Origin of the sequence: Pengzhenrongella sp. (genome assembly GCF_036565025.1) — a bacterium.
Taxonomy (GTDB): Bacteria; Actinomycetota; Actinomycetes; order Actinomycetales; family Cellulomonadaceae; genus Pengzhenrongella.
Genome location: NZ_DATCNW010000474.1, coordinates 40,930 through 58,055, shown reverse-complemented (window position 1 = coordinate 58,055; position 17,126 = coordinate 40,930). Strand labels below are relative to the sequence as shown.

Annotated in this window: 14 protein-coding genes and 1 pseudogene; 4 read left to right on the top strand and 11 right to left on the bottom strand. The window is 66.8% G+C overall.

Translation table 11 applies throughout. The features are described from left to right. Positions 1-57: 57 nt before the first annotated feature. From VIM26_RS26670 to VIM26_RS26625, 11 genes and pseudogenes are all read right to left on the bottom strand, one after another. Positions 58-1,485 (bottom strand): AAA family ATPase, encoded by a 1,428-nt coding sequence (locus tag VIM26_RS26670; RefSeq protein ID WP_331956364.1) that lies wholly within the window; start codon positions 1,483-1,485, stop codon positions 58-60. A 102-nt stretch (positions 1,486-1,587) separates the two neighbouring features. Further along, positions 1,588-1,719, bottom strand: a pseudogene (locus VIM26_RS27260) (AAA family ATPase); the annotation flags it as partial. A 720-nt stretch (positions 1,720-2,439) separates the two neighbouring features. Next, entirely contained in the window at positions 2,440-3,612 is a 1,173-nt protein-coding gene (locus tag VIM26_RS26665; RefSeq protein WP_331956363.1) for an XRE family transcriptional regulator, read from the bottom strand. After that, positions 3,602-4,225 (bottom strand): hypothetical protein, encoded by a 624-nt coding sequence (locus VIM26_RS26660; RefSeq protein WP_331956362.1) that lies wholly within the window; start codon positions 4,223-4,225, stop codon positions 3,602-3,604. The genes VIM26_RS26665 and VIM26_RS26660 overlap by 11 nt, the downstream gene beginning before the upstream one ends. Before the next feature lie 210 nt (positions 4,226-4,435). Further along, the gene (locus VIM26_RS26655; RefSeq protein WP_331956361.1) at positions 4,436-5,674 is read right to left on the bottom strand and encodes a transglycosylase SLT domain-containing protein; all 1,239 of its coding nucleotides are present in this window, start codon (positions 5,672-5,674) and stop codon (positions 4,436-4,438) included. Further along, positions 5,671-7,500, bottom strand: coding sequence for a type IV secretory system conjugative DNA transfer family protein (locus VIM26_RS26650; RefSeq protein ID WP_331956360.1), 1,830 nt, complete (start codon positions 7,498-7,500; stop codon positions 5,671-5,673). Before VIM26_RS26650 ends, VIM26_RS26655 begins: the two co-directional genes overlap by 4 nt. Beyond that, on the bottom strand, positions 7,497-8,639 hold the full coding sequence (locus VIM26_RS26645; RefSeq protein WP_331956359.1) for a DnaB-like helicase N-terminal domain-containing protein: 1,143 nt from the start codon (positions 8,637-8,639) through the stop codon (positions 7,497-7,499). The genes VIM26_RS26650 and VIM26_RS26645 overlap by 4 nt, the downstream gene beginning before the upstream one ends. Then, positions 8,636-9,919: an ATP-binding protein gene (locus tag VIM26_RS26640; protein ID WP_331956358.1), complete on the bottom strand. Its 1,284-nt coding sequence runs from the start codon at positions 9,917-9,919 to the stop codon at positions 8,636-8,638. Before VIM26_RS26640 ends, VIM26_RS26645 begins: the two co-directional genes overlap by 4 nt. 80 nt (positions 9,920-9,999) lie before the next feature. Further along, positions 10,000-11,436 (bottom strand): SCO6880 family protein, encoded by a 1,437-nt coding sequence (locus VIM26_RS26635; protein WP_331956357.1) that lies wholly within the window; start codon positions 11,434-11,436, stop codon positions 10,000-10,002. Next, on the bottom strand, positions 11,433-12,578 hold the full coding sequence (locus VIM26_RS26630) for a hypothetical protein (protein ID WP_331956356.1): 1,146 nt from the start codon (positions 12,576-12,578) through the stop codon (positions 11,433-11,435). Before VIM26_RS26630 ends, VIM26_RS26635 begins: the two co-directional genes overlap by 4 nt. A 1-nt stretch (position 12,579) precedes the next feature. Continuing rightward, positions 12,580-12,891 carry a DUF6112 family protein gene (locus VIM26_RS26625; RefSeq protein ID WP_331956355.1) on the bottom strand — a complete coding sequence of 104 codons (312 nt, stop codon included), beginning with the start codon at positions 12,889-12,891 and terminating at the stop codon, positions 12,580-12,582. A gap of 537 nt (positions 12,892-13,428) precedes the next feature. Here VIM26_RS26625 and VIM26_RS26620 point away from each other — a divergent pair. The 4 genes from VIM26_RS26620 to VIM26_RS26605 all read left to right on the top strand — a co-directional run bounded on the left by VIM26_RS26620 (position 13,429) and on the right by VIM26_RS26605 (position 16,843). Further along, positions 13,429-13,689 (top strand): hypothetical protein, encoded by a 261-nt coding sequence (locus VIM26_RS26620; RefSeq protein ID WP_331956354.1) that lies wholly within the window; start codon positions 13,429-13,431, stop codon positions 13,687-13,689. 298 nt (positions 13,690-13,987) lie between these two features. Continuing rightward, positions 13,988-14,509, top strand: coding sequence for a hypothetical protein (locus VIM26_RS26615; protein WP_331956353.1), 522 nt, complete (start codon positions 13,988-13,990; stop codon positions 14,507-14,509). A gap of 813 nt (positions 14,510-15,322) precedes the next feature. Further along, positions 15,323-15,718 carry a hypothetical protein gene (locus tag VIM26_RS26610; RefSeq protein ID WP_331956352.1) on the top strand — a complete coding sequence of 132 codons (396 nt, stop codon included), beginning with the start codon at positions 15,323-15,325 and terminating at the stop codon, positions 15,716-15,718. A gap of 285 nt (positions 15,719-16,003) precedes the next feature. After that, positions 16,004-16,843, top strand: a complete 840-nt coding sequence (locus VIM26_RS26605; RefSeq protein ID WP_331956351.1) for a DUF3883 domain-containing protein — start codon at positions 16,004-16,006, stop codon at positions 16,841-16,843. The last annotated feature ends 283 nt before the right edge of the window (positions 16,844-17,126 follow it).

Genomic DNA, 17,126 nt, shown 5'->3' with positions numbered 1-17,126 from the left:
ATACACCACCATGCCCCGCCCGAGTCACGTCGCTCCTGCAACTCAGGGCAGGGCCGGTTACGCCGTGCCCGTGCCCGTGCCCGTGCCCGTGCCCGTGCCCGTGCCAAAAATAGCGACGTGCAACTCGGCATAAGCAACCGTTCCTGGTTGCACGAGTGGCGCCATCGTGTCTCGGCCGAACGCGTCCGCGTTGCTTCCGGCCTCCCGTAAAGTTAGTAGGCGCCGAAGCCCGTCCGCGATGGTGCCGGCCGCGCGCTTGATGTCATCGGGATCATTACCGCGGGCGACACTTCCTGCAAGCGCGTCCGACTTAATCTGCAACGCCTCAATCGAGCGCTGCGGCTGTGCGTTGACTGAACACAAGTGAGTAATCACTTCGTCGTCAAAAAGATAGGCTTCAAGGTGGCGGCGATTTAGGACACGTGTGCCCTCCTTCTCCAAGAGGTCTATCTCGTTGGAACTGCGATGATCGCGATCGATCACCCTTGTGACTAGCGTTCCTGGAGCAATCGTCTGGATTGCGCGACCTATCCCAAGCCGGTCGTTGACCGTATCCGCCGAATTGCCTACGGATAGGAAGTCAGTCTCCGGATGCTCTTGCGCAAAGATCCTTCGATAGCACTGTGCGTCAAACGCGGCCTTGGCATCACCGGCTCCGCTCGCGGGCCGACCTTCGCAAAGCACGACACGCTCGGGTGCGACGAGCGAAGCCAGATCTCCTAGGGCCACATTCAGTGTTTTGCTCCAGAAGTCACGAGATGGATAGACGGGTGAAAGTGTGACCGGTGCGTCGAAGTCTAATCCCTCCATGTCTATAAACACGACGCCCCCGATTTGCGCCTTCGACATTTCCCAGGCTTGGCGCATGAATCCAATGCTGTGACTTGCAATCCACAATTGGCTCTTTGCCGGGACCAGGTCGACGAGCGCCATGAGAAGTTGTGCTTGAATTCGCGTGTTCAGATGAGTCTCAGGTTCGTCAATGCACCAAATGGAGTCGTCAAAGAATTCACGCTTGATGACGGCGTCAAGGATCAAGTCAAACGCGGCCTTCTCGCCCGCGGACAGATTTTTGTAAAGGAAGTCTTCGGAAATGCCCTTCCGAAAATAGAATGTTCCGCTGTCGCCACTCTGTCCGCCGAGGCCGCCCACACCAGTCAGGACCAAATCTGGGAAGACCGTTTGCATCGACGTCCGCACTTGGCCAATTATGCGATCGCGAATTTCCCCCTTTGTCATCGAGTCGGGGATGCTCGTATCATAAACGCCGTCGATTGTTTGCATAATCAGGCGTTGATAATTCTCAGAAACTACAACGTCGTTGTCAATCATGCGCGTGACTCGGTTGGAGTCTAGAGGAGAGGCTAATCGGTTGAATCCTGACAGGTTGAAGTCGGCTTCGTTGCGGAAAGCCGTGCGCGCGTAGATGAGCTTCTTCTGCTCCTCAGGCCCCGAGGGTACGGGTTCGTGGAATTCGACCCGCACGCGCTGCGTCCAACTGGCACTAGGTGCGCCGGCCTTCGTTCCATAGGTCTCGTCCCAGCTTCCACCGACTCCGCCGTTATACCAATGCCAGGTCTTGAGGCCATCAAATAGAGACGACTTGCCTGATCCGTTAGGTCCGGCGAGGACTACCAGCTTTGCTGTCGATGGCAGTCCAGCGATGGTTGTGTCGGTGAATCTCTTGAATCCATCTAGGTGAATCGATGATATGTGCAATTCTTACCCCTTCGCACGGCCCGTCTTGACGGGGATAGCCACCTCCGATCGTATCCGCCGCCGGTGCGCTATGGCTGGGTCGGAGGTGAACTTCGTGCGGAATCGATCGCCGGCTCGCTCGTGGCCGCGATCCGAGGTCTAGGGTTGCCTTTCGACCTGTCGGGTTCTCCTTGGTTGGGAACACTGAGTGCAGGGCCGTGCATGAACCGCATGCGTGAGCGGTTGACGGTAGCTATCGGTCGCTCGGAGTCGACAGATCCGCCCAAACACCGACGTCCACGTCGACGCGGCGATTGTCCTCGAATCCACCTGAGGTTCCGTCCTGGGCTCATCCAAGGTCAGGCAGGAGTTCTGACAGATCTCTTGCTAGCAGTTCTTCCCAACCCCCTGATTTCGATGAGACCAGCAGGTGGAGCGCGCCGGGCGGACTCACCAACCCGAATAGCGCGACCTAGGCGGTCCCGCTCCAAATTTGCTCAACAATAGGGAACAGGTCGCGGTCTCCGTACCCATCTCTCGACGATCATCTGTCGTCGACCCTTGGTCGTGTTCTTCGAGCCGACCTTACCTATTCCCGCACCAGGACAGGCAGACGCCGGAACGCCTCGCACCACTCCACCTGGGACGTCGGATTCGCCGAGCAGCACGCCGAAGAGATCGTTACGCTCGTCGCTCGTACATTTCTCGTCCTCAGCTCGTTGCAGGAGCGTCGAGGCGCGGTCAACGTCGGTTTTCCGGTCGCGTCACCTCGCTTCGCCCGCGGCGCTCTCGGAAGTCGCTTAAGTCGAACACGTTCGGTTTCGCCAACTCGCGAGCGTCGTCAAGCTCGGGGTTGGCCCACCAGGCAACGAACGATGGAACAGTTCCAACCGCTTCGGCTGCACGAATTGACGCGGACCTTCCGTACACATGCTCAAGAGCTTGCTTCAACAGAAGCGGCTTTTCGGCGGCAACAGGCACAGGCTCTGACACACGCCATCCCTGCGATGATATCTGGATGTTAAGACTTCGATATCGCGCAGCTGAAATTGCACCGAGGTCCCGCGCCCGGCGGACGATGGCTCCAACTGAAATTCCATAATCGGCTTTGATGCGAAGATATCCATGAAGAGTGAGCGAGTCTGAAACCCCGCCGGTCGCCACCGTTGCCGGCAGGAGAACGGCTGCTGCGAATCTAAAGGCGCGGGCCTCTTCGGCCGAGCGCGTGCTTCTTATCTGGCCTGGCAGGCTTGTATCGAAGACTAGATGGCCCACCTCGTGACCGATCGTGAGGCGCTGCACCTCACCAGGAAGGTGACCAACAGTTGCCACAAGAGGTCGCTTATTGCTCACCGAAGGACGCGATACGCCATCGTGATCAGCCCGAGACGATGCGGCTGGATCTAGTCCGCTGATAACTCCAACCCCTTGGCGCTCGAGCAGGCGGGTGAGGTTCTTGACTGGTTCGTCGGGTCCGAGCCCGTCGGCTCGACGAAGAGCCATTGCGCACAACTCTGGGTCGCCGTCGTGTTCAGACGCATTCGGCAGTCGGCTGCCTGTGTATCCAGACTCGACTGAGAGATGCCGAAATAGCCTGGATGCCTCAGTGTATAGCTCCCGAACACGGCGCTCCTCACGTACGGTCGAGCGCGACTTCCTACGGAAGGTCACAGGACCGCTGTCGTAGGGGCTTGGCAAGACCGAAAAGAAGGTAAGCGGGACCCGGTACTGCGAGGAAATTCCTTGCGCAAGGGCTAGGGAAAGCGGCTTGTCACCGCGCTCAACACGGGAAAGGAAGCCTTGTGAAACGCCAAGCGCCTCTTTCAGATCTTCCTGGCTTAGCCCAAAGAGGTCCCGTAGATTCGCGATCCGCTCACCGCGCAGCAACGAAGCATCCAAAATTTCACCAGTCATTGGCAGCAGGATCCACCTCGACATTGAAAAAGCTCTGCTCCTGCTCATCCCCTTGCCATTCGAGATTGTCGAAGATCTCACCGCCACCGACAACGTCGAGATTGAGATCGCAGCGGACTTCACGGCCAAAAATGCCCGACTCGATCGTGTTCACGATCCGCAAAGTGAAACCCCAGATACCGTCGACCACGGGGATGTAGTCCCAAAGAAGCAGGAGGTTGGCCTCCCAGTCGCTCCGGCCACCTCCGTCAAGGTCCCAGTACTGCTGCCGCGCGGTGCTTGAGCCGGCAACAGGTACTCCTCCTGGATAGGCACGCCGGCGCTCCTTGAGGAACCGCATGATCATCTGGTTTTCCGGGCTCGCGAGCATCAGTTGGCCCATGAGAGCTGGATTGCCCTCGAGTCGCCAGCCGGTCGGAAGTCCGTTCGACTCCAAGTACTCGCGTAAGAGCGACCGCGTGAGAAGCGGGCGCAGGTGCGGGTATTTCGTATGATCCAAACCGTGTACGCGACGGTCCGCGTCGGCGGTGGCGTATGACATGCCCTCGAACAGGCGGGGACCGAGCTTGGTGGCCTGAAATTGAACCGCCTGGCGAAGCACGTCCGTGGTCATGTGGACCTTCCTGTCGTATCGTGTGGGCATATTATTACCACCGATGTAACAGAGTCGCAACCTCGAGTTGCCTGCGCGAGAGAAGACCCGGCCCGGCAGGTCGCCGGTCAGGTACTTGCCCTCAGCTCAAGGTGTAGCGGTCACCCCCACACGAGCGGTCTCGACACAGCGCGGTATCGCCAGTCGGCGCGTCGTGGTCCCATCGCTGGTTCACCTCCCGGATGGTGCGGGATGCACGGTCCCAGCGGGTAGTCGGGCGCCGGCGCAGATGGGGTCGGACCAGCCGAGATAGCCGCGGCCGTTGACGTAGCCGGCGTTGAGGTGCGCGAGCGACAGTTGGTAGACGCCCCCGTGGTTGCCTGTGGCGGAGTCGAAGACTTCGTTGGCGGTGACCTGGATCTTGTTCGGGTCGCAACCGGCGTCGGCGTGGACGACGACAGAGACGTGCCCGAAGGGGCTTCCGGTGTTCCAGAAGACGAACGACCCGAGGGGCGGGCAGGTGTCGCCGGGGTGGGCGTGGCCGGTGAGGAGCATCTGGGTCCAGTGGGCCTTGGCGGAGGGGTACCCGGAGGTCGCGTACCCATAGGCGCGGCACGCGAGCCGATCGCACAGCTGGCGCCATCCGGACCGCACGCCCACGTAGCTCAGCCCGGTCGACACGGCCGTCGCCACGTCGTGCGGCGTGCCCGGCGGGACGGCGACGACATCGCTCGTCCCGAGAGCAGGTAGACACCCAGTCGATGGCGGCTCGGGTCGGGGTTGGTCGTGGATCGCACTCCCCCCGGCCACTGCAGCGCCGGCTGTCGGTTCAGCGACGGCGCCCGCCTCAATTGGTCTGCTCCAGGCCGAGACGCGTTCGTTCACCTGGGCGATGAACCTGGCAGTCACGGCCGGCATGGCTGGGTACGTGCGCAGCCGGGACTCGCCGGCGTTGTGGGCGATGATCAGGGCGTCGAGGATCGGCAGCCGTGATGACGCCCAGTCCGGGTGCTTGGTGCGGATCTCTCGGACGCCGGTCAGCCGGTCGCAGAAGTACTTTCCGCCGACGCGAGCGTGGATCTCGGGTTCGGTCACGTCCCAAGTGCCGTTGTCGTTGAGGTCCGCGGACCAGGGGTGGCCGTACTGCGCGGTCCAGATGCCGTTGTTGAGCTGGAAGAGCCCCCAGGTCCCGCCATTGGAGTCGTCGGCGTGGGCGGCCGGCCGGAAGCCGGATTCTTGCGCCATTACGGCGGCGATCCACGCTTCGGGCAGGTCCGGGCACGCTTCCTTGGTCGCCGCGACCCACGCACGCGCCTCGACTGGCACCGACGCGTCAGTCGCGAGGGCGCCGCCGCCGGCGGTCTCGAGGCACGCGAGCGCTGAGCCGCCGACGCCAAAAGCGCCGAGGATCGCGATCGCGGGAATGGCAAGGAACCCGAGTCCCCCGCCCGCGACCAATGCCTTTATCATCGGCCCGCACCGCTGGCTGCCGCCGCGGTAGCGGCCTCCACTGCCGCGCGACCGACGGTCAACTCCTTGGCGTCGGTCCGGTCCGGCCAGGCGCACAAATCGAGAACCACGGGCCGTGTCTGACGGAGCAGCAGCACGGCGGTCCCGAACGGCAGCGTGCGAAGCACGGACGGCGGCATCACCGGGACCATCCGCATCGAGGTGGACGTCGACCGTTCGCCAGCGCGTCCGCGCGAGCGGGTCTCGGTGAGCTCGTCGATCTCGCCGAGGAGGCGGGCGACGTCGTCCAGGTCCCGGTACTTCGCGAGCCCGCCAAGGACGATCTTCACCGTCGCGGCGTCCCAGATGGCATCGGCGGCGTGCTCGCCCCACCGGTTGCGGGCCTGGGCCAGGGACTGCAGGACGGCGAGGGTCGTGATTCCGGTGCCGCCGCCCTCGGCCATGAGCTGGGGCAGGGACGGCAGCGGGGTGAGGTTCGCGATCTCGTCCAACGCGAGCAGCAGCGGTGGGTCGAGCCGCGCCCCGCGCGAGCGCGCGGCGACCACGCGGGCAGTCTCAGTGATGTCCTCGACGAACGCTGCCACCAGCGGCGCGCAAGACCCGGAGGTGACGGCGGCCGCCAAGAGGTACAGAGTGCCGGATTCTCGCAGGAACGCTGCCGGATCGAACGCTTCGCGCGGGCCGGGGTCGACCGCGTCCAGGACCTCCGGGTCGGCGAGTGCGGCCAAGGATTGTCGGACGCCGAGCCAGATGGAGTCGCGGGTGCGGGGGTCGGCGTGGACGGCTGCGTCAAGGGCTTCGCCCCATCCGATCGCGGCTCGGCGTTCGCGGCTGAGGATCGTGACGGCGTCTTCGGCGAGAACGGGATCCAGGGACCAGCGGTACAGGTCGACGGCGCCGCGGCCGTCGAGGGCTGCGGCGTGCAGCAGGCAGCGCAGGGCTGTCTCGGTCTGCCCGGACCAGAAGTCCGAGTCGGAGACGGTCCGCCCAAATCCGGCGCCGGCGGCCAGCCCGCGGGCGCGCACGAGCGCGGTGCGGGGGGTTTCGCAGCCGCGTACAGGTGACCAGCGCAGCCCGCCGGGCAGGCCGGCGAGGCGTTGGGGGTCGAAGATCGCGACCGGCCCCCGGACGGTGCGGGCGTGCATGGTCACGGCGAGAGTGTCCGGTCGGGTCGAGGTGGCCACGACGGGTCCAGGGGCGTCGAGCACCCAGGGGATGACGACGTGTAGGCCTTTGCCCATCCGGGGTGGCCCGACGAGCAGCGCGGAGTCCTCCACCGAGCACCACAGGTCGTGGCCGCGCATACGCCCGATCCGGTACCCGACCTCGGTCGGGGCCCCGGTGGTGAGTGTGGCTGAAGGTCGCACGATGGCGGCCCGTCGCAGCAGTGCCTTCTTCCCGGCGGCGGTGGTGACTTCGCGGGCGGTTGCCAGGCCGGGCAGGTTGCGGAGCTGGTCGGCGCGGGCTGCGTCGCTGCTGGTGGTTCGCGACCACAGTTGGTAGCCCGCGATGGCAAGGCCCCCCAGCGCGAGGACCACGAAGATCGTCGCGCCCCAGTACGGGACCGGGCCTGGTAGCTGGGACGGGTCCGGCCACGCTCGCGCCGGGTCGCCAAGACTGCGAAGTGCGCCGAGCGCTTCCAGCGCGCCGCCGTCGGGCACCTGGCGGCCGGTCAGGAGGCAGCCGAGCGCGGCTCCGCACCAGAGCACTCCCCCGAGGCCCAACGCGAGAGCGCCAGCGATCAGCGCCCAGTCGGTCGGGTCGAGTGCGCCGGGTGCACGGGAGGAGACGCCGTTCGTCGCGGGGCCCCTCGAGGTGGGCCTCACCGTAGGACCGGTCCGTCGCCTCGGTCCGGACTCTGATTCGGCGGACCTGCGTCAAGTGCTCGCGGCTGACGCGTGTTTGACCCTCCTGCTCGGCCGGCAACGTACGGGAGGACAGCCGCGAGGTCATTCATGGAGCGCAGAATCGTTGCGGCTTGGCCGAGGACGTCGTCCAGGTCCGCGCGCGGGTCGGCGGCCCCGCGGCGCAGGGTGCGAGCGCCGTCACGGGCAGTTCGCCGAAGCTGGTCGCCCGCGACGACCCGGCTCAGGTGCCCAGGCACGGATGCGGCCTCGGCGCTGATCCCGTCGAGGAGCTCGGCGAGGTCCGGGGCGCGCCCCGAGGTGCGGGCGCCGCGCATCGCGCGGGTGGCGAGGGACACCGGGTCGATGTGCTCGCCGCCGTCGGACATGGCGATCAACGCTTGGTAGACGGTCCGCCAGGGCGCGTTCGTGACGCTTTCCGGTGTCAGCCACGCCGCGGTGGGGGCGATCGCGGTGGGGTGGCTCGCCAGGGCAGCGATCAGCCGGGCTTCATTGACGGCTGCGTCGCTTGAGGACGGCTCGGGGAGGTAGCCGAGGCGCTTGTCGGCCGCGCGGCGGAGCTCTTGGTCTGCGGCGGCGGCCCTCAACGAGACCGGGAGCAACTCAGTCACGCTCGGGGCGGCGCGCCCGATCGCGTCGTCCCATCGTTCGCCCGCGAGTGCGAGCGCGGCGGCGACGATCTGGATCAGGGACTTGAGGTGTCGGGACTCGTGGTCGCGGGCCGCACACGCAGCGCCGACCTCGAGCAGCACCCCTTGGGCTGCGATCTCCCGGCGTGCACCGAACTCGACGACGACGCGGGCGTGCGGCCGAGGGTCGGGGTCCTTGGGTGTGGCTTGCAAGAGGTCGTGCACGCGGACGATATCGGCTTGCCGGGTGCCGAACCGTTCCACCATCGCGGCGGCGACCGGTTCCGCGCCGATGGGCGTGCCCGCGACGTGAGCCTCTCGCAGGGTGGTCCATACCTTGCGGTGCCATGGGTCGGCGAAGTCCTGGCCGCGAATCCAACGGTTGACCTCGGCGAAGTGGTCGGGTGCGAGTAGGAGTCCGCCGAGGGTGGCTTGCTCGGCGAGGTGGACGACGTCGTCGGTTCGGATCACGACGCCACTTCCCTTCTGTTGTGGTCGGGGCTGGTTTGGGGGTCTTCGCGCATGGCGGCGTCTGTGTCGTAGACGGTGATTTCGTCGCGGTGGAGCAGGTGGTGCACGACGTGGGCTTCGCCGGGCATCTTCCACAGGCCCGTCCCGCGGGGCAGGGCCGGCAGCAGGTCACGTTCGGGATCGGTCAATCCCAGCGCCGCGGCGGTCGCGCGCAGCTGGTCGGATTCCTGGCGGTAGATGACCCGGGTCGAGCAGTCCGCGAGCAGCCCTTCGGCAATCGCGCGGGCCTCGGACCCGTGGGCGCCGACGGCGTCCAGGTCGGACAGTCGGTGCAGAATCAGCAGGTTCGCGATGCCAAGCGCGCGGGACAGTTTCCACTGCCCTTGCAGGCGCCGCACGAGCGGCAGGGACCGCAGCAGCCGCCACGCCTCGTCGTAGATCACCCACCGCAGCACGCCATCCTGGCCGGCCAGGGCCGCCTCGAGCCACGTCTGCGCGCATGTCATCGCGAGCGCGAGGGCGTCCTCATTGGATCCCAGGCGGGACAGGTCCAGAACGACCATCGGCGCGTCCGGGTCGAGGGTCTGGGTGGAGGCTCCGTCGAACATGCCAGCGAGGTCCCCGCGCACGAGGCGGCGCAGTCCGTGGGCGAGGTCGCGCCCATCGGCCGTCCGCTCGGCGGCGGTGGACCCGTCCGTGCGCGCCGCGACGTCGTCGGGCGTGACCAGCGCCGCGATCACGTCGGGAATCGTGGGCCGGAGCGTGGTCTCGGCAGTCGTCAGGGCAGCGTCGAGGGCTCCGTGCTCGACGGCGTGCAGCTCGCGTCCGAGCGTTGTCTCCGCGAGCGAGGCGAGGAGCCGTACCCGGCGCCCGTGCGCGACCGCGGGTTCCTCGTTCCCTGCGTCTAGCGGATTCAGCCGGGTCGGCAGCCCTGGGCCGAGGCGGACGACGACGCCGCCCACCGCCTCGGCGACTGGCGCCCACTCCCCCTTCGGGTCGCCGGGCACGTACACGCGGCGCCCGACGGCGATGGACCGGACCGCGATCGACTTCGCCAGCGCCGACTTGCCCTGCCCAATCACCCCAGCGAGCAGCACGTTCGGGTTGGTGAGCGTCCCGGCGGCGTACAGCGCCCACGGGTCGAAGCAGAACGGTCCGCCGGTGAGCGCGTCCGCGCCGAGAAGCACCCCGGTGTCGCAGGCGCGCGCAGCGAGGAACGGGTACGCACCCGCGAGGGTCGCCGACGACGCGCGGTGGGCGGGCAACCGCAGCGGCAGCAAGAAACGCAGCCTCGCTCGCCTGACACGCAGGAGCGATGTCGATCGGCGCGGGCGCCGCTGCTGGTGGCCTGGCGTCCTGGTCATCGGACCCCCCGGGCGAGCGGGATCGCACCGGCGAGGTGAGCCAAGGCTTGCTGGCCGACCAGGCGCCGCAGCTCGCACATCGCCTGGGCCGCGGCGGACTCGGTCGCCGCGCATGCGGCGTCGAGCTCGTCGGAGCTCGGCGCGGTGACGGTCAGCAGACCGGTGAAGCGCAGGTCGCCGTGCCCCGCGACGAGGTCCTGCTCGCGGCGCAACAGCTCGCTGACCTCGGCGCGGGTGGCTTCGTCCTCGATCTGCCCGACCCGGGCGCGCTGCGCGGAGTCGGCTGCGTGCTCCGCCTTCGCTTGCCGGATCTCCCGCAGTGCTCGACCCGGCGGTAGCGGTTCGGCGATCAGGGCGAACGTCCGGCGAGTGCCAGGCCCGAGCACGAGGGGCTGCAGGAAGCTCGGATGAACCTCGCTGCGGGGCCATTCCGCGACCCAGTAGACGGCGTGCCACGCGGTGTCGGTGCGAACGTGGGTCCACTGCTCGGAGATCCCCATCGGGCCTGGCACGACCGGTTTCGCCTCGACCGGGCCGTGGGCGCGGGCCGCCCCCTCGGGGTCGTAGCTCGAACGGATCGCCCACGCCAGTGCCGGTTCGTCGACCCAGTCGTCGACCCGCACATCGGCACTCGCGACGGCGTCGCGCAGGGTGACGAGTTGACGTTCGACGGCGAGGAGTCCGGCCGGCGTGACGACGCGGGCGCTGCCGCGCGGGACTCGCAGCGCAACGGCCAGAAGTGTCTCGTGCCGGTCCGCTTCCGCCTCGCTGCGGGCGACCAGGTCGGCCAGGATGCGGGCAGGCCAGGGCGAGCCGGAGAGAGCGTGCTCGGTCCACCACCGGCGCACCGGGTCGCCGCCCCCGGGCAGGGTCCGGTGCAGCGCCTGGATCCGGATCACCGATGGTTGCTGACACAAGGCTGCGAGGACCCTGCCCCAGCCGGCGACCTTGTGGTCCTGGGTCGCGCCGTCGTCGAGCATGAATCCGGACCCGTCCACCCGGAGCACGGCCGTGATGGTCCCCGCGCGGCGGTCGTGGATCAGCGCACCACCCACGGTGGGCGTCGACAGGACGGTCAGCCGGCCCGCGACGCCGGGCAGCTCGAGCCGGGAAGGGGCGGGGCGCCGGTCGAGTCGGGTGATCGCGGTCGTCCCGCCGACCAGGCGCCGGACCTCCCACTCCGCAATCAGCGGAATCCACTCCAGGAGAGATCGACCACGCACGCTGAGAGTTGCCGCGCACGTCATCGGCGCCCAGAGCGGAGCCGAGACCAGCAGTCCCGTCAGGCCGTTCGTGTAGATGGTCGCGACGGCGATCGTCACGGCGAAGGCCAGCACCACCAGCTGCGACAGGCCGAGCCCGAGGAGCAGACCGCCGCGGTCCAGGCGCCCAAATCGGGTCGTCATCGCCGTCGTCGGCGCGCTTGCGCTCATGCCTGACCACCCCCGGCCCGCTGCGACGAGCCTGGCGATGGTCGGGGCGCCACGTTCGGTCGACCGCCGCCCGCCGCCGCGGCGCCGGCCTTGCCCGCGCCGACCGCACCGCTCGCACCGGCGACCACCATCGACCCCAGGGCGCTTTGCGCCACGGACTTGCCCTGAGCGCCCGCCCGGCGAACGCCGGAGGTGACGGGATTCGCCGCGACGGCCGAGTTCATCACCGCGGCGGCTTCCATCCCGGACCAGTGCACGAACCGCCACGTGAGCCACGGCGCGAACACCGCGATCGACAACAGGAGCAACCCGACCAGCAGGTCGGATAGCCCATTCGCACCGGCGGTCGCCGTTCCGGTGGCCATCGCGGGATGATCCGGCTGCGCGGGACCGAAACCTGAGAACGCAGAAGCCCCGACGACGAACACCACGACGATGACGACCTTGCAGAACACCAGCGCGGCGACGATCTCCAACCAACGCCGGGTCCACACCCTGGTCTGATCCCACGCGGAGCCGGCGAACGCGATCGGCGCGAAGACGGCGATCAGGATCAGGGCCGCCTTGCGGAACAGCATCACGCCCCACAGCAGGATGAACCCGACGATCAGCGCAAGCCCGAGGAGCATTTGCAACACCGGGGAGGGCCCCGAGATCAGCTGGGCGAAGTCGAAGAACTTCGCCGCGGCTGCCGAGACCGTCATCCCGGCCGACGCGGCGATGTACTGGCAGATCCCGTCGACCGCTGTCAGCGCGACCTGAGTCACCGCCAGCGCCAGCGTCGCGCCGACAAGTGCCTTGCCGACGCCGACGACGGCGCGCACCAGACCGCCTGGCTCGCGGCGCAGGACCGAGGTCAGCACTTGCACGACGAACAGGCCGACAACCGCCGGCAGCGTGATCGCGGCGATCACCGCGACGTTCGCCCTGAACCACGAGGCTGTCAGGTCAATCGCGGTCGTGGTGTCCAACGCGGCCAGGCTGACCGTCGCAATCGACTGCGCGGCGTCGACGAACGCGCGGCCGAGCCCGCCCAGGACGTAGTCGGACGCCGCCGCGCTGACCGTGCCCGTGACCCCGGTAGCCGCATCGCACACTGCACCGAGCGGGCCCACGCAAGCCTCGAGCAAAGGGTTTGGCATCTCAGATCCCCGCGCCGAGGCCGGAGAAGAACGTGATGATCGCGTTCGCTCCGCCGATCAACAGCGCGCCACCGGCCGCGACCAGCACGCCGGTCTTGCCGCCGGACGCGTTGGAGTAGTTGCCCTGGTGGTGCGCGACTGCCCAGACGATCACTGAGATCACCAGCCCGGCGACGCACGCCACCAGCCCCCACGTGAGCAGCGCGCCGACGATGCTCCGCAGGACGGCGAGTCCAGGCAGACCATCCTGATTCGGGGTGATCCCCGGATCCCCCGCCGGCAGCACCGCGGCCACCACGTTTGACATCGACATGTCCCGCCACCCCACCCGAGTAGGTGGGCGATCGCTCCGTCAGCGATGCCCTCTACACAGCAGGAGTGCGCGGGCAGCCGGAAAACGGGGTGCCGCTGGTCCGTTCTTGACCCGGGCTCGAGACAAGTCGACACCTCCGCGTCGGCCCCACGGTCGCGGCGACCTTCTCACTCGCGCGGGCCGCGCGCGTGGATCTCCAAGAGCCGCGTCTCCCAGCAACGCAAGGGCGGACCACCGACGACTCGAGTCCTGTTCGGCGTCGGCCCGGTCACCGTCGCCGTGCGCACCCGAGCCATGCCGGACAGGTCCCTACCGGAGCGACCTGCTGCGCTCCTACGGCTTCATCGTGAACCAGCTCCACATCCCCACCGACAGCCAGTGGCGGCCCACTGGCGATGTCGTGGCGATCTGCGGCCCCAAGTCCTCATCCGTCACAGCCGACGCATTGAGGGCTGACCCGATGCTCGACTTCACCACCGACGTGGCCGGCCGATGGGTCATCACCGACCGGAAGACCGGCGCGGTGTGGGGTTCCCCGTGGACAACTACCCGGCAGAGCACACGGACGTCGCCTACATCGGTCGCATCCGGACCGACGAAGCGAACGTGTTTCTCATCGCGGGCGTGCACGCAATCGGCTCGGTCGGTGCGATCCATCACCTCTCGACACCCGGCACGGCCGAATCCCTCTACGCCGTAGTCGGTGAAGCGCCGTTCTCCGCTGTCGTCCGCTCGACCTTCGACGGAGCGACGATCACTGCCACGGACTACGCCGTCCCGCCCAGAGTTCACTCGTGATCGTTGACGCCGCGACCCTGGCAGGTGGCGCGAACAACCAGGACGCCTACGCCATCGTAGGTCGGGCACTTATCGTCCTCGACGGGGCTTCGGCGTTCCCTCCGGTACTGCCTGACCGCGATGGCGAGTGGTACGCCCGCACCCTGCGCGACGCGATCCGCGACAGGCTTCCCGAGTCCGAGCATCCCCTCGCCCGCATCCTCGCGGATTCCGTCGCTCAAGTCCGCGCTGACTACGAGCTGCGGCCCGGCGGACCATCCAGCACCCCCGGGTCAATGCTGACACACTCGACGTCCTGGTGCTCGGAGATTCCACCTTCGTCATCCAGCACCCCGACGACACATGCACCGCGATCACCGACGACCGGCGAGCCCAGGTCGCGACGGCGAAGCGCCAGGAATACCGCGAGCGGCTACGCAACGGCGGCGGATACGTACAACGGCTTGCCGGTCTCCAAGCAGCCCAACGCCTCGTCCGCAATCAGCCCGGGGGCTACTGGATCGCCGAGAGCGACCCCGCCGCAGCAACTCAGGCGACCAGCCGGACAGTGCCGCTCGACCAGGTCCAAGCCCTCTTGCTTCTCACGGACGGAGCAGCCGCAGGCGTCATGACGCACGGAGCGCCGAAGACCTGGCCCGAACTGGTCCGGCAAGTCGACTCAGCCGGTGCGAGGCACCTTCTCGACGGCCTGCACGAACTCGAGGAAACGGATCCGGCCGGTAGGCGCTGGCCGCGCTCCAAGCCGCACGATGACAAGACGGCAATTTTCGGCGCTCCGGAGGGGTGGCCTACTTATCGTCGCTCGTTGGATCTATTGTGAAGTCAAATTCGAACTCGTTAGCGAGTCGACGCGCGATCTTGCCAATGAGCTTGAAGTCATCCTCGGATAGCAATTCGAGAGTGGTAGCGAGCCCGAGAATTCTCGGGGAGACAGTGCTCGATGCAGTCTCCGTCTGAAACCATTCTTGGGCAATCAACTTCCTAACATGTCCCACGTCCGAACGAAATAGCTTCGCGAGGCCGGGCCACACTTTCTTTGGTGGGGGCGAGACGTACCATGGGTCACGATTGTTGACGAGGTTATTGAACCAGGCAGTCGAGCGCGCCTCGTCTGATCTCGTCGCTAGGTCCTGGAAGCGGAGTCCGTCGCTCCGGAGTCGATTGACAGCGTCGGTGAAGGGTCTGGGGTCGATCGAAGGTGTCGTCATACCAGAAAGATAGCGCTCTTAGATGTGTATGACAAGGACTTCGAGCCTCATAGGTCGACCCCTCCGCGCTGTACCTCCCGACCCGGGGCGGCAACCATCGATCTCGAGGTGACTCCCGCCGCAGGCAGCCGAGTCGCGCGCCGTACTCCATGCGAAGACACTCGTCCGAGTCCCCGACGGCTACGAGCTGTTATCCCCGCGGCCGTTGGCAGCGACCACCCCTCGGGCTGATCCGGACTGCCGAATTGACCTCTAAGAGATCAAGGCGCGCCTCCGGCGCTTGGCGGCCTGCGGGCGGCGCTGCGCGCCGTCCTCGCCCGCGACGACCCATGCGGCTCCAAGCGTCGAAGGCTCGCTCGCCAGACCAACGCATATCTCCGCGTGTCGCCACCACAGCCCATGAGCACCGAGTCAAGTATTGACGCATGGCAACCGTTCTCACCCTCGGGCTACCCCTCGCGTCGGTTCTACTCGGCGCCCTCATCACCTACCTGCTCAACGTCCGAGGTCGTCGGCGCGACGAAGAGAACGACGTCTATCACGGCGCTATTTCGGCCGTCGCAGTGGCAATAGCGAGCCTCAACTACATATCTCACATCAAGTGGGGCGGATCGACGCCTGAGGAAGAGGCTGAATTGGCGAAGAAAGCAGGGCGAGAATTCACCGAGCGGCACCTTCGTGCGGTGGCCGACGCACGTGCAGCCGTTGCCCGAGCCTCCGCATATGACCCCACTCTCGGCGAGTTCTACCGCACCAACACCGCCGCCGTGTACGAGCGCGGCGACGAACTCATGGCGCGTCTCCGCGAGCGTATTCGCTGACGGCCGCATGCTTTCCCGCTGTCAAAGCGGCTGGCGCCCCCCTCCGCTCCCCTCCGCTCCCCTCCGCTTCGCTCCGGAGGTTGCCACGGAACCCGTGCCGACTGTGAGCGTCACGGCGCCGACCTGGACCCAAGACACCAGGCCGGCCCCCCGGGATGTCACGACAGGCCGGGCGCGCATCGTCCCCCTCCCCCACCACAGGCTGCACCCGCGATTCCCAGATGTCGACGGCGTCCGACTGAACTTCACGCCCGCCTAGCGCGCTCGGGTCTCTACACTGCGCGAATGGGTAACTACATCTTCTGCGTGCGCTACGAGGATGCCTCGAACTGGCAGATCTGCAAAGAGGCCGGGTTGCTCGGCATCCGCACGAACCCGCAAGGCAAGACCAGCGCGACAGCAACACGAGCGGGCGACATTGTCTACATCTGGAGAGGTGGATCGCCCAAACCCGGCTCAGGACTCCTGGCCAGAGTCCGGATAACCGCACCAGCGCTGAGAGCCAAGAACGTGCCCTGGCCAGAGCCGGACTTGTACTCGTACGTCATCCCTTTTGCGTTGGACGAGGAGTTGAAGACACCGATCCGCGACTCCTTCCCGGGCAATAAGCGGGGTGAGCGTTTTGGGTTCATGAACTCAGACCTTCAGAAGAGCCTTCGACCGGTCTCCGCTGACTCGGCAAGACGGCTCTCGGAGTGCTTCAGGTCCGGCTTCGATAGTTCGGCAATCGTGATCGAGCAGTCCCCTGTGGCCACAAAGGCGGGCGGATGGTCGTCGGATCAGGACCTCATCCGTCGCATCGAGCAAGCAGCAATCTCAGCCGCCCGTGGCCACCTTCGCGGCGACGGCTGGAGGGAAGTCCGGGACCGTCAGCAGGACGGGTGCGGATACGACCTCCTCTACGAACATCCTGACGGGAGGCAACGACTGGTTGAGGTCAAGGGGACGGGGGGCGCTGAGGTGCGCTTCATGCTCACGCGGCTTGAGCATTCGGTCCTCTCCCACGACCCGAGCGGACGCATCTACGTAGTACTCGACGCCCTCGGCGAAGCCAGAGTCGAGGTTCTTGACTGGACCGACGTCGAGGGGTTGGGCGTCAAGCCCGAGCGGTGGCAGGTCGGTTGAGCAACCAGAGGCTTGGCCACCCGTTTCTGCCGCGCCAGAGGACTGGGTCACTAACTGAGTGACACCCGGCGCACATCGGGGTGGATTCCCACGGTCCCGAGCGGAACCCCCGAGCCCGCAGAGAGAGAAGCCCGAGCGTCATATCAGGCACGCGCACAGGCTTCGGGACGAAGAACACCAGCAGTTCGACGCACCGCCCCATGTGGAAGGACCGGACAGGCCGGCCGCACCCTCACGCCCAAGCTCGAAAACCCGAACTCCGGTGCCGTTCAAACGTCAAGAG

Coding starts and splice junctions, on each gene's coding strand:
- VIM26_RS26665 (WP_331956363.1), bottom strand. CDS start 3,612: ATGACTGGTGAAATTTTGGATGCTTCGTTGCTGCGCGGTGAGCGGATC.
- VIM26_RS26660 (WP_331956362.1), bottom strand. CDS start 4,225: ATGACCACGGACGTGCTTCGCCAGGCGGTTCAATTTCAGGCCACCAAG.
- VIM26_RS26655 (WP_331956361.1), bottom strand. CDS start 5,674: ATGATAAAGGCATTGGTCGCGGGCGGGGGACTCGGGTTCCTTGCCATT.
- VIM26_RS26635 (WP_331956357.1), bottom strand. CDS start 11,436: ATGAGCGCAAGCGCGCCGACGACGGCGATGACGACCCGATTTGGGCGC.
- VIM26_RS26630 (WP_331956356.1), bottom strand. CDS start 12,578: ATGCCAAACCCTTTGCTCGAGGCTTGCGTGGGCCCGCTCGGTGCAGTG.
- VIM26_RS26625 (WP_331956355.1), bottom strand. CDS start 12,891: ATGTCGATGTCAAACGTGGTGGCCGCGGTGCTGCCGGCGGGGGATCCG.
- VIM26_RS26610 (WP_331956352.1), top strand. CDS start 15,323: ATGGCAACCGTTCTCACCCTCGGGCTACCCCTCGCGTCGGTTCTACTC.
- VIM26_RS26605 (WP_331956351.1), top strand. CDS start 16,004: ATGGGTAACTACATCTTCTGCGTGCGCTACGAGGATGCCTCGAACTGG.